Origin of the sequence: Enterovibrio coralii, from assembly GCF_001559595.1 — a bacterium.
Lineage (GTDB): Bacteria > Pseudomonadota > Gammaproteobacteria > Enterobacterales > Vibrionaceae > Enterovibrio > Enterovibrio coralii.
On sequence record NZ_LNTY01000050.1, the window covers coordinates 1 to 12,172 of the forward strand.

General features: G+C 47.9%; 7 protein-coding genes and 5 pseudogenes. 1 reads left to right on the forward strand and 11 read right to left on the reverse strand.

Features of this window, described 5'->3' with window-relative positions:
* Nucleotides 1–196: 196 nt before the first annotated feature.
* The 3 genes from ATN88_RS28355 to ATN88_RS17960 form a co-directional block, all read right to left on the reverse strand.
* Nucleotides 197–742, reverse strand: coding sequence for a DUF3080 family protein (locus tag ATN88_RS28355; protein ID WP_269748191.1), 546 nt, complete (start codon nucleotides 740–742; stop codon nucleotides 197–199).
* Nucleotides 706–1,203, reverse strand: a complete 498-nt coding sequence (locus tag ATN88_RS28360; RefSeq protein ID WP_269748192.1) for a DUF3080 family protein — start codon at nucleotides 1,201–1,203, stop codon at nucleotides 706–708. Before ATN88_RS28360 ends, ATN88_RS28355 begins: the two co-directional genes overlap by 37 nt.
* A 100-nt stretch (nucleotides 1,204–1,303) precedes the next feature.
* Nucleotides 1,304–2,674, reverse strand: coding sequence for an MATE family efflux transporter (locus ATN88_RS17960; protein WP_067418943.1), 1,371 nt, complete (start codon nucleotides 2,672–2,674; stop codon nucleotides 1,304–1,306).
* Between the two features lie 227 nt (nucleotides 2,675–2,901).
* On the opposite strand from ATN88_RS17960, the gene ATN88_RS17965 reads away from it, so the two are divergent.
* On the forward strand, nucleotides 2,902–3,510 hold the full coding sequence (locus ATN88_RS17965) for a riboflavin synthase (protein ID WP_067418946.1): 609 nt from the start codon (nucleotides 2,902–2,904) through the stop codon (nucleotides 3,508–3,510).
* A gap of 62 nt (nucleotides 3,511–3,572) precedes the next feature.
* Here ATN88_RS17965 and ATN88_RS17970 read toward each other — a convergent pair whose 3' ends face one another.
* From ATN88_RS17970 to hutC, 8 genes and pseudogenes are all read right to left on the reverse strand, one after another.
* A complete protein-coding gene (locus tag ATN88_RS17970) occupies nucleotides 3,573–3,776 on the reverse strand; it encodes a CPXCG motif-containing cysteine-rich protein (protein WP_067418948.1) in 204 nt (67 codons plus the stop codon).
* A gap of 318 nt (nucleotides 3,777–4,094) precedes the next feature.
* Nucleotides 4,095–4,745, reverse strand: coding sequence for a hexitol phosphatase HxpB (gene hxpB, locus ATN88_RS17975; protein ID WP_067418952.1), 651 nt, complete (start codon nucleotides 4,743–4,745; stop codon nucleotides 4,095–4,097).
* A 99-nt stretch (nucleotides 4,746–4,844) separates the two neighbouring features.
* A pseudogene (locus tag ATN88_RS17980) lies at nucleotides 4,845–5,704 on the reverse strand (fructosamine kinase family protein).
* A gap of 162 nt (nucleotides 5,705–5,866) precedes the next feature.
* Nucleotides 5,867–7,399, reverse strand: a pseudogene (hutH, locus tag ATN88_RS17985) (histidine ammonia-lyase).
* Nucleotides 7,400–7,408: 9 nt separating this feature from the next.
* Nucleotides 7,409–9,100 (reverse strand): annotated as a pseudogene (gene hutU / locus ATN88_RS17990) (urocanate hydratase).
* Nucleotides 9,101–9,131: 31 nt separating this feature from the next.
* Nucleotides 9,132–10,120, reverse strand: a pseudogene (gene hutG / locus ATN88_RS17995) (formimidoylglutamase).
* Nucleotides 10,110–11,320 (reverse strand): annotated as a pseudogene (gene hutI, locus ATN88_RS18000) (imidazolonepropionase). Before hutI ends, hutG begins: the two co-directional pseudogenes overlap by 11 nt.
* A 124-nt stretch (nucleotides 11,321–11,444) precedes the next feature.
* A complete protein-coding gene (gene hutC / locus ATN88_RS18005) occupies nucleotides 11,445–12,149 on the reverse strand; it encodes a histidine utilization repressor (RefSeq protein WP_067418956.1) in 705 nt (234 codons plus the stop codon).
* Between the last annotated feature and the right edge of the window lie 23 nt (nucleotides 12,150–12,172).

Below are 12,172 nucleotides of genomic sequence, written 5' to 3' on the forward strand. Positions count from 1 at the left end.
ACAGACGCATATCTTACTGATATACAGCGAAGCTTCCCTGAAAGCGGGTTGAATATTAGCGAGTAGAGGAAGCGCACGCAAGCGTAAAACCTGACTTTTTTGCGCTTTCGTGTTTGTTTGATGCTTTGGTGCACAAATTGGTGTGAGTTCAGCCGTTTAATCGCGTTTTATTGGTTTTGCTACGCAACGATTTGTGTCATTGACCGATCTGGATGCCGCATCTTTTAAACAAAGATTGCCAATACGCGACATGGTTTTTTACCGCGTTCTGAAAATCCTCGTAGCGTTTGCCTGAAAAGTAAGCATCGTTGTATTCAGAAAAAGCCGGGATGCCATCGAACCGCATATGTAAATTAGTGAGCGAGGGTTGCACGTCAAGATACAGACCATTGAGTTTTGACAGATAAGGTTGAACACCACCAATGAAGAACTTGTTAAATACGTTTTGAAGGTACTTGAAGCGTGTTGTGTTTCTGTTTGGGCCACAAATGATCAGCGCATTATCCCGCTCAAGTTGCTCTGTAGCGGCGTTGAGCCATCGCGTGCTTTCATCCATGGAATAGAAAAGGGCACCGAGGTATCGCTGCTTTTCAATGGGCTCCTGAAGTGCAACAACGTCATTGTCTGCTGATGTAGAAAGTAGGTTTGAAAAACTTTCAATGGCCAGCAATGCTTCGCTATGCGGGAAAGGGGCATCGGGCAATATCATGTTAGTTGATGACGCGTGAGCTGACTTCGCCATGCATCACTGCCTGCAAATGTATTCCAGTAGACCTTGTTAATTTCGGCGCGCTTTTGCGTTTGAATACGCGCCAACTCTTTTGTCAGAGACTCACTGGTTACGTCATCAAGGCACTGCTCCAAGGTATTAAGCAATGCTATTTCGTAGTTAAGCTGCCTGAAGGCATCCTGCACTTTGCCCAAAATTGAGTTTCTGTCAGCGATTAGCTGGAACAAACCACATTGGCGCAGCTCATATGCATCTAACAGCCCCATGCGCACATCTTCTATGGGCAAAATCAAATCACGCTTTCGAGGAAGTTTAATGGCGTTGGACTCGGGCGGGGTGACTGGCTCGGTTTCAACGACGTTAGCGAGGCGTTGAGAATAATCAGAGAATAGCCCAGCCGCTTTGTCGTTATCAAAGCAGCCCTGAAGTGTTCCCAAGCTAAATAGAGCGATCAGCAGAGGTTTAACTTTCAAGGTCATTCTCTTAGAAAAGGTTAATGTAGGTGTTACGAAGTATACGAAAAGGAAGATCGAAAAGAAAAAGCCCCGCAGTGGCGAGGCTTTAAGAGAAGTATTATTTTTCAGCCATTGCGAGCTGGAATTCGTCGGGTTGCTTGCGAATCCAATAGAGGCGCATGCCTAGCATGATGGCCGCAGATGTCAGGCCGATAATGATGCCGATCCAGAAACCATAAGCACCCATTGGCTCAACAATCCAATCTGTCATACCTAAGATGTAACCCATCGGCACACCCAAGATCCAGTACGCCACAAACGTGCGCTCAAAAATAGCGCGCATGTCTTTGTAACCGCGAAGTGCACCAGCTGCCACTACCTGAATCGAGTCGGTACATTGATATACCGCCGCCAGCAACATTAGATTTGCGGCAATGCCGACCACTTCAGGGTTCTTGTTGTACAAGTGAATGATTGGCTCACGGAAAATCACCGTCAGTGCAGCCGTGATAAATGCAGCAATCAGACCGATGATGATACCAAGCTTAGCGGCACGCGCCGCGCCCTCAGTAGACTTCTCGCCCAATTGGTGGCTGACGCGAATACTTACCGCGGTGGCCAAGCTCATTGGAAGCATGAAGATCATTGAAGAGAAGTTGATTGCGATTTGGTGCGCAGCAACAACGATAGAACCCAACGGAGCGATAAGCAGCGCAATTACAGCAAACAGCGTCACTTCAAAGAAGAGTGCTGCTGCAACAGGGAAGCCCATTTTGAATAGGCGAACTAGTGCTTTTACGTCTGGTTTGGAAAACTCTGAAAACGCTTTGATGCGGTTTAGACGCTTGTTAACCATCACATAGATAAACATTGCGATCAGCATTAGCCAATACACCAATGCCGTTGCGACACCACAACCTACGCCGCCAAGTGCAGGTGCGCCAAACTTCCCGTAAACAAAAATCCAGTTCAGAGGAATGTTGGCTGCAAGGCCGATGAAACCAATGATCATGGCAGGTGTTGTGAGCGACATGCCTTCAGAAAGGTTACGCAGCACTTGGAAAAGCAGGTAAGCAGGCACAGCCCAAAGTACAGCGTGAAGATAACCGACGGTTTTTTCTGCAAGCGCAGGCTCTACGTCCATGTGATAGACGATATAACCAGCGTTAAACAGCACAAGACCAATAGGAATGGACAGCAAGATTGCCATGTACGCACCTTGCTGAAACTGAAACGGGATCTTGTGCTGACGACCAGAGCCGTTTAGCTGAGCGATGATAGGTACCATCGCAATCAAAATGCCGATACCGAATAGAATAGAAGGCAACCAGATGCTGGATGCAACTGCGACGGCAGCCATGTCAGTGGCACTGACACCACCCGCCATGACGGTATCAACGAAACCCATCGACGTCTGGGCAAGTTGGGCCATAAATACTGGGATACCCAACTTAATAATGGATTTGGCTTCTAGGCGATAGTTTTGCACCTAAGTGACTCCAACAACAAAATGAGGCAAGAAAAAGGACAGCGCATTATACGCTCAAAGGTTGTGTGAACAATCCATGTATTGGAGAAAATACAAGATCTTAAAATAAGTGTCTGACTCAGATGCGTAACTGGCGAAAATCATTCTCTATATAAATGAAACTATGGACGTTTTTTAACGAGGCTTTAAACTGACGGAAAGAGTGTTAGCAACAAGCAGGAATAAGAATGTTCACCGGAATTGTGCAAGCGACAGCGACAGTCACCGACATCGTCAAAAAAACGGATTTCCAAAGCCATGCCGTGGCATTTCCAGACGAGATGCTATCTGGACTCAGTTTGGGCGCATCTGTCGCGCACAATGGTTGCTGCCTAACGGTGACAAAAGTTGACGGTAATATCGTTTGGTTTGATTTGATGCAAGCAACGTTAAAGCTGACCAATCTAGGGCTGCTTGTAGAAGGTGATAAAGTTAATTTGGAGCGCGCGGCGAAGTTTGGTGACGAGATCGGGGGCCACTCCATGTCCGGCCATATCATGTGTGTTGCGGATGTGGTGGACGTGATTGACTCCGAAAACAATCGTCAAGTTTGGATTGAAGTGCCAGCAAACATCACTAAGTACGTGTTCGATAAAGGCTACATTGGCATTGACGGGATCAGTTTGACCATTGGTGAAGTCAGAGAAAACCGCTTCTGTGTAAATCTCATTCCCGAAACGCTTCAACGCACGAACATGGGATGGCGCAAAGTCGGCGATAAGGTCAACATCGAAGTCGACCCACAGACGCAAGCGGTTGTTGATACCGTTGAACGTGTCCTCGCAGCTAAACAATAAGTACGTCGCCCAAAAATAGAAAAGCCAGCATAAGCTGGCTTTTTTCTTCTGGTTCCGGTCGGTTAAAAAATTTGTTCGTCGTCCGCATCCACAAACAGATTGATGGTTTTGTGTAATGAATCGATTTTCAGGTTTAGATGAATAGCGTTACAACACGCCGGGCAATCGTCGTAAAACTCCTGATCGCCACCGCTTGTATCCAAAGTAATGCGAATCCTGTGTCCACAATGAGGACAATCGATTCCTCTCTCAGTGAAGTTTTGCATGTTCTACTCCCTTTCTGAACTGCGAGCCAGCAACATGACGGTGCAAAGATAGCTGTTTCCTCAACCATTCATGTGTATTCATTGTAAGAACTCAAGAAGCTTCGCTCAGTGAAATAAGGGAAAAACTTGAGTTCAGACAAAAAAATGTTGGGAAACATTCCGTTTGCTGATGGCTTGCAACGAAATCATTTGTCTCGTAATCATCAATACGTAACAAATGATTTCAATGGGTTAGAAAATATACAATTAACGTGACCTTGCTTCAGGGAACGAAGAGAGTGTGGATAAATTATCCGGAAAACTGCACAAATTTCACGCTCAGGATGTTAAATCTTGGACACTTAATTCGTTTAGCGTTCTAAGTTTAACATCGCTAATCACCCATTGTGGTTTATCTGCCACTTGGTGTTCAGGGACGACAACCGTTCGCATTTGAGCTGATTTCGCCGCGAGTAAGCCTGCGAATGAATCTTCGAATGCAATACATTCTCTAGGGTCGACACCCAGGCCTTTAGCCGCGTTGAGGTAGACTTCTGGATGCGGCTTGCCGTATTTAAGGTGCTCTGCCGAATAGCGTTGTTCAAACCAGTCTTCGATATCTAATGCTTCAAGCGTTGCATTGATGAGTCGCATCGGCGATGAAGATGCTAACGCGATTCTAAATCCCGCTTCTTTGCATAGGCTTAATGCATGCATGACACCCGGCATAATTGGCTTTTTGATACCAACCAATTCAATCACCTTATCCAAAATCATTTCGCACACGTCATCACATGAAGGGCCTTCCCAGCCTTGTGTCTTGTGGTAGTGCTTGACGATCTGATCGATGCGAATACCGGTGGTGTTAATGGTGTCTTGGCGAGTGATGTTGACACCCAGTTCTTTGAATACCAGCAGTTGAGCATCTTGCCAGAACGGTTCAGAGTCGACGAGAAGACCGTCCATATCGAAAATTGCAGCTTTGATCATGAAGATTGCGTCCCTTACATGCGCAGACGAAAAAAGAAGGGATGCCGAAGCATCCCCTGTATTTTGATTAAATTGTCAGTATTCGGCAATTCACTTTGCTTAAGCCAATTCCAGTTTGTTGATCAACGCAGCGGTTTTTTCGATGTACTGTCCACCGAAAAGATTGCTGTGGTTAAGCAAATGATAAAGGTTGTAAATGTCTTTACGGTCTTCGTAACCTTCATCTAACGGCCAAACTTCGTTGTAGCCTTGTAGAACTCTTCTGGGAAACCGCCAAAAAGCTGTGTCATCGCCACATCGACTTCTCTATCTCCCCAGTAACTTGCAGGGTCATATACGATAGGGCCGTTAATGGTCATGGATGCATTACCACTCCAAAGGTCGCCATGGACAAGGCTAGCTTTCGGTTGATGGCCGTGGAGTCTGACTTTCACCGTGTCGACAATGGATTCAATATCCCCAAAAGACATGCCTTTTTCTTCTGCCAGTTTGAGCTGCCAACCAATGCGGTGATCGGCAAAGAAGGAAGCCCATTTGCGGTGCCAGCTGTTTCTTTGTTCTGTGGCACCAATAAAGTTATCAATGTCGAAACCATACTCGAGTTGTTCTCCCCACTTATGAAGACGAGCAAGCTCTTTACCCAATACATAGGCATTTTCTTCGTTGAGGGGCTTCATGGGTATGTAATCGAGGACAAGAACGGCTTTTTCTTTGATTACACCGATATAGATAACCTGTGGGACAGAAACTTCGCCACTATTTGCTAAATGCCTGAGGCTTTCAGCTTCAGCTTCATAGATTGGCAGAGATTCTTTGGAGTTTATCTTCACAAAGAAGCGAATATCCCCGCTGCTAATGGCATAGCATTCGTTGATATCACCGCCTTCAACCGGCATTTTTTCCTCAACCTCGAACTGCTGTCCAAGGACTAGGGAAAGTTGCACAGAAAGGGAGTGCACATAGGTTTACCTCGACAATCTGATCAGCAAAATTGGCGTTATAACAAAATAGTAGCGTAATCTGACGATTCTGAGATGTGTTGAACGCCACAATACCGAAAGCCACTCAAAAATATTTTGTTAATCACGCCGCGTTGTCAGTAAAGAAAGCTTTCTTATGTCCTAGCTACTTGGAAGCAGCTTCCTCGGCATAAACTTTGTGTGTGATGCTGATGCCAAGTGATTGACGGCTTTTTCGATGTCTGGCGCAAAGTATCTGTCCTTATCATAGAACGGCACATGCCCGCGAAGCTCTGCTTTTATCTGTTCAAGCTTGTTAGAGGTTTTGAGCGGTGCGCGAAAATCCAATCCCTGACAAGCCGCAAGCATTTCAACCGCGAGAATACCTCTTGTGTTTTCAGCCATTTCGGCGAGTCGTCTTCCAGCAAATGTCGCCATAGAGACATGGTCTTCCTGATTGGCTGACGTCGGAAGGCTGTCAACCGACGCGGGATGAGCGAGTGTTTTGTTTTCGCTGGCAAGGGCTGCGGAGGTCACTTGTGCGATCATAAAGCCACTGTTCACACCGCCGTTATCAACCAAAAATGGAGGCAATTTGCTCAGAGAGCTGTCGATCAGAAGTGCCATTCGTCTTTCTGAAAGACTACCTATTTCAGCTATCGCAAGTGCGAGGTTATCTGCCGCCATGGCGACGGGGCTCTGCGTGGAAATTTCCACCAGAGAGAATGTCACCATCCTCAAAGAAGACCAGCGGATTGTCGGATACCGCATTCACTTCCGTTTCTAACACTTCTGCAGCAGCGCGGATTTGTTGGAGGCAGGCTCCCATTACTTGAGGCTGACAACGCAGCGAGTAGGGGTCTTGAACCTTTTCACAAGACTGGTGACTGTCACCAATTTCACTTTGCGGTTGCAGTAATTCTCGGAATGCGGCTGCGGCATCACATTGCGCCTTATGTCCTCGAAGGGCATGGATGCGCTCATCAAACGGTTTACGACTGCCAAGGGCCGCTTCAACGGAAAGGGCACCGACGGACACGCCAGAGGCAAATAAGTCTTCTGCGTGGAAGAGGCCTTCAAGTGCAAAGGCGGTGGATGCCTGTGTTCCGTTGAGCAACGCTAAACCCTCTTTAGGACCCAGAGTGATAGGTTCTAGTCCCGCAATTTTTAATGCCATGCTCCGGAGATTACTTCGTTTTTGTGTCGAGCATATCCCTCGCCAAGAAGGAGCGTGCTCATGTGCGCAAGTGGTGCCAGATCGCCAGATGCGCCTACGGAGCCTTTTTTCGGAATACAGGGGTATACGTCAGCGTTGATGAGAGAAAGCAACGCGTCGACGACCTCAAACCGAATACCGGAATAGCCACGCGCTAAGCTGTTGATCTTCAGCGCCATCATCAAGCGAACGGTGTTATCCGCCATGTACTCACCAATGCCAGCAGCATGAGAAAGCACGATGGATCGTTGAAGCGTTTCTAGATCTTTAAGATCAATACGCGTGTTTGCGAGTAAACCAAAGCCAGTATTGATGCCATAAACCACGCGGCCTTCCGACAGCACGTCTCCAACGGTTTTGACGCTTTTTGCCATGATGTTTTCTGTGTCAGGCGGCAAATTCAGCTTTATTGCTGACTCGCTGATCTGACGAAGGTCAGAAAGTGTTAGCGCGCCGGGAGTAATTGTGAGTGTTTGCATGGCGTCCCCTTACTTCTTGACCGGTGTGTTTGGAAGATCGAGCAATGGCAAATCCAGTTGCTGCTCTTTGGCACAGTTAATCGCAATTCCGTAGCCGGCATCTGCGTGACGCATTACGCCAGTTGCCGGGTCATTATGCAGAACACGCGCAATCCGTTTATCGGCATCCTCGGAGCCATCACACACAATGACAACCCCCGAATGTTGAGAGAAACCCATACCCACGCCGCCGCCATGGTGCAGTGAGACCCAAGTCGCTCCCGATGCGGTATTGAGCAATGCATTTAGCAGTGGCCAATCAGACACGGCATCGGAACCGTCCATCATGCCTTCGGTTTCACGGTTGGGGCTTGCAACGGAGCCAGAATCGAGATGGTCTCGGCCAATCACCAAAGGGGCTTTGAGTTCGCCATTTCTGACCATTTCGTTAAAGGCGAGCCCAAGTCTTGCACGGTCTTTCAAGCCTACCCAGCAGATCCGGCTGGTAACCCTTGAAATTGAATACGTTCACGTGCCATATCCAGCCAATTGTGTAAGTGTGGATTGTCAGGGATTAGCTCTTTGACTTTTTGGTCGGTTTTATAAATATCTTCGGGGTCGCCGGAAAGCGCGGCCCAACGGAACGGACCAATGCCCTGACAAAACAGAGGGCGAATGTACGCAGGTACAAAGCAGGGAAATCGAAGGCATTTTCTACGCCTTTTTCGAGGGCCATTTGGCGAATGTTGTTGCCGTAATCGAGGGTTGCTGAACCTCTTTCCTGTAGCGTCAACATAGCTTGCACTTGTTGCGCCATGGAAAGCTTGGCGGAATCGACCACATTCGCTTCATCGATTTTACGCTGTTCAGCCGCTTGTTCCATTGTCCAACCCTGAGGCAGATAACCGTTTAACGGGTCGTGTGCCGATGTTTGATCCGTTACTACGTCTGGTGTAATCCCGCGCTCAACAAATTCGTTAAATATGTCCGCTGCATTACCCAGAAGGCCAATGGACGTAGGCGTGTTTTGGTCGATAGCGTCTTGAAGCAGGAACAAAGCATCGTCTAAATTCGTGGCTTTTTTGTCGACATATCCTGTTCTCAAGCGATAGTCGATTCGGCTCTCATCACATTCCACCGCAATCATTGAGAAGCCCGCCATGGTAGCTGCGAGTGGCTGTGCACCGCCCATGCCGCCAAGACCACCCGTGAGAATCCAACGACCTTTTGCTTCACCATTGAAATGCTTTTTCGCGACAGAAACGAAAGTTTCATAGGTGCCTTGAACGATGCCTTGGGAACCAATGTAAATCCAACTGCCTGCTGTCATTTGGCCATACATCATCAAGCTTGGCGATCGAGCTCGTTGAAATGTTCCCAGTTTGCCCAATGAGGAACAAGATTGGAGTTAGCAATTAGCACTCTTGGTGCATCTTTGTGTGTGGGAAATACGCCCACGGGTTTGCCTGACTGCACCAGCAAGGTTTGGTCATCATCTAAACGCTTTAATACATCAACGATCTTATCGAAGCACTGCCAATTTCTGGCTGCTCGCCCAATACCACCATATACCACCAGCGCATGAGGATGTTCTGCAACATCGGGATGTAAGTTGTTCATGAGCATGCGAAGAGGAGCTTCAGTTAGCCAAGATTTTGCAGTTAGCTCGGTACCTGTTGGTGCGATGATTGTTTGGTCTAAGTCCGTTCTTGAATCAGTCATGGCTATGTTCCTTTTTAAATCGTCATGTCTTTCAAAGAGGGTGATGATGGAGTCCATTGGCGATAGTCCAGACCAATCGCGCAGCGATTCTCGCGGTTTGACTATCAATGTCGTATCTCGGATTCAGCTCCGCTATGTCCGCCAGTATTAACTTGCGGCTCCCGTTGCTGGTTTTGGCGTAGATAACGTCTCGCACGAGTTGCTCCAATAACGGGTAAGGCACACCATGAGTGGCTGGGGCACTTACACCGGGCGCGGAGCTTGCCGACAATACGTCTAAATCGATGGTGAGGTAGAGATGATCTACTTGTTCAATAAAGGCACGCAGTTTTTCTCTTGCCTCGAAAGCTGAGTCGGCATGCAGCGAAATGTCTTCAATTGTCAGAACAGAAAGTGCGTCGGCTTTATTGAAGAGAGCTTGCGTGTTGCTTGTTCTGCTAACACCGATGCACGCATAGTGAAATGGCCACTTTCGGTTTTGGCAGAAGTTAGCAATTTGAGAAAAGGGGGTGCCGGAAGACCCTTGAATACTTAAACCATGTGGCGTTCTGAGGTCGAAATGCGCATCAAAATTAATGATGCCAATGCGAGGCGCATTTTGTTGGTTCTTCTGTAAAAAGTGATTGGCGAGACCTTGATATGATCCCCAAGCCACTTCGTGACCGCCTCCGAGCACAATCGGAGCGTGTTTTTGTCTCAATGCTTCACTAATTGTGTCGGCCAACTGCTTCTGCGCTTTGGCTAAGTCATGGTCGTCGCAACAAAGATTGCCGAAATCATAAAGATGCCCCGAGTGATGCCAAGGCAAGTTTGCAAGTGCTCGGCGAATTTCATTGGGTGCGGCATAGGCACCAACGCGTCCTTTGTTTCGAGATACGCCCTCATCACATGCAAATCCGATCAACATGGTACCGGGCTCGTGTGCAGACGCTGCTGACTCCACAACTTGATGAATACGATACCAAGTTCACCGTCTACTTCGTCGACGCGGCCTTGCCAAATGCTCATATCAACTGTCATGTGCAAGCTCTCCTTTGAGGTATCGTGCGTGGAGTGGTTGCATGCCAATCATGTAGCTGAGTTGCGAAGGTGACGTTAAGTCCCACACCGAAAAATCGGCATCAAATCCGGCCTGTATTTGTCCTTTTTGGCGAAGGCCAAGTGCTTTTGCCGCATAATTGGTTACGCCATAAAACGTTTCTTGAGCCGTGAGTCCAAACAAGGTCGAGGCCATGTTCATCATTAGCGTGAGGCTGGCAAAAGGCGAAGTGCCGGGATTGAAGTCAGTGGCGACTGCCATGGGAACGCCATGCTTACGAAGAAGATTAACAGGCGGCAGTTGTTTTTCTTTCAGCGCATAAAAAGCACCCGGCAGCAGAGTGGCAATGGTGCCGTTTTCTGCGAGTGCTTCTACCCCTGACAGATTGATGTACTCGATATGGTCGACAGACAGCGCGCCCATCTTGGCTGCGCACTCACTGCCGCCAGAGTTTGACAGTTGTTCTGTGTGTCCTTTGATTGACAGTCCGTGAGACAAAGCACAGTCAAAAACACGTTCCATTTGGGCGGTGTTAAACGCGATATGCTCGCAAAACACATCGACGGCATCGGCTAGAGCATTTTCAGCTACGTGAGGTATCAGTTCATTACAGATCATGTCGACGTATTGATCGGGGGATGACGAATATTCAGGCGGGACTGTGTGAGCGGCTAACAGGGTGGTTACGATGTTGACGGGTAATATGCTCTCAAGTGCCTTTGCCACACGAAGCATTTTAAGTTCGTCCTTGGCCGTCAGCCATATCCACTTTTGACTTCTATTGTTGTGACGCCGTCACGCATAAGAGCTTCAGCGCGAGGAATAGCAAGAGCGAGTAGCTCATCTTCATCGGCTTTTCGTGTGGCGTTAACCGTGGAAAGTATGCCACCACCGTTAGCGAGGATGTCCTGATAGGGCACACCGCTTAACCGTTGTGCCATTTCATGCGACCGGTCGCCGGCAAAGACTAAATGTGTGTGACTATCGATTAGTCCAGGCGTGACGAGTCGGTTTTGAAGCGAGATGCATTCAAAACCTTTCGTAGGGAGTGTTTGGCCAATAGCTGTTATCACGCCATTTTCGACAGCAATCATCATGCCGTGCTGCACGTCGAAGCCGCTTGATTGACTTGAGCAATCTTCTGCCGTCGCGAGAAGGCAGTCAGTGAACATCCGTTTCATCACTTACCTTAAGATTAAATGTCTATACAAATGTATAGACAAATAAATGTGGTGATGCAAAAACGTGCGGCGATTTTATGAACGGACGGGTGTAAATTTCGTGGGACAGTTGTTTGGGATAGTCCTAAAGATGGGCGATTGCGCTGAGCTTGTAGCGATCACCAGGGTGGTATAGCAACGCAGAGCTGATCAATTGATTATCGCTCCACGTGCGTCTGTGAAGCAAAAGGCAGGGTTGTGCCGTATCCATTTGGAGCAGGTGCGCGATGGGCTCAGATGGCAACATCGCTTCAACGGTATGTTCAACTGTGCTCACCGGACATGCGCTAACAAGGTATTGATTCGGAGTGATTTTTGAAAAGTTCTGTTCTAGGTATTCAGGCGCGAATCTAGGGTTAACCCACCGGATTTCATATTGGATGGGATTATCATCAGCGAAGTGAACAATTTCGCTTTTAAATACATCACTTCCTAGCCTCAACCCTAAGCGCATGGCGACGTCTTCAGACGCGTTAATCCGGGCAAGACTAACAATTTCGCTATGGTGAACTTGTCCTCTTGCACGCACTTCTTCGGCGATGTTGCGTACATCCATTAACGGACTTTCTGCTTTGCGTTCACAGACGAAAGTGCCAAGACGCGGGGTTCTTTCTAACCAGCCCTCATTCACCATGTCTCGCACTGCTTTATTTACGGTCATCCGGCTTACCGAAAACTGTTCGCAGAGCTCCGCTTCTGTAGGAATACGGGTTCCCACAGGCCATTTCTCGGATTCAATTTGTTGTTCCAGAAATTGTTTTATTTGTTGAAAGCGAGGTGCTTTAGACATGAATAGATGAAGACTCAATAATT

What these genes read in the sequence shown, in the direction of transcription:
- ATN88_RS28355 (WP_269748191.1), bottom strand. Translation starts at nt 742, where the DNA reads ATGGCGAAGTCAGCTCACGCGTCATCAACTAACATGATATTGCCCGAT.
- ATN88_RS17965 (WP_067418946.1), top strand. Translation starts at nt 2,902, where the DNA reads ATGTTCACCGGAATTGTGCAAGCGACAGCGACAGTCACCGACATCGTC.
- ATN88_RS17970 (WP_067418948.1), bottom strand. Translation starts at nt 3,776, where the DNA reads ATGCAAAACTTCACTGAGAGAGGAATCGATTGTCCTCATTGTGGACAC.
- hxpB (WP_067418952.1), bottom strand. Translation starts at nt 4,745, where the DNA reads ATGATCAAAGCTGCAATTTTCGATATGGACGGTCTTCTCGTCGACTCT.
- hutC (WP_067418956.1), bottom strand. Translation starts at nt 12,149, where the DNA reads ATGTCTAAAGCACCTCGCTTTCAACAAATAAAACAATTTCTGGAACAA.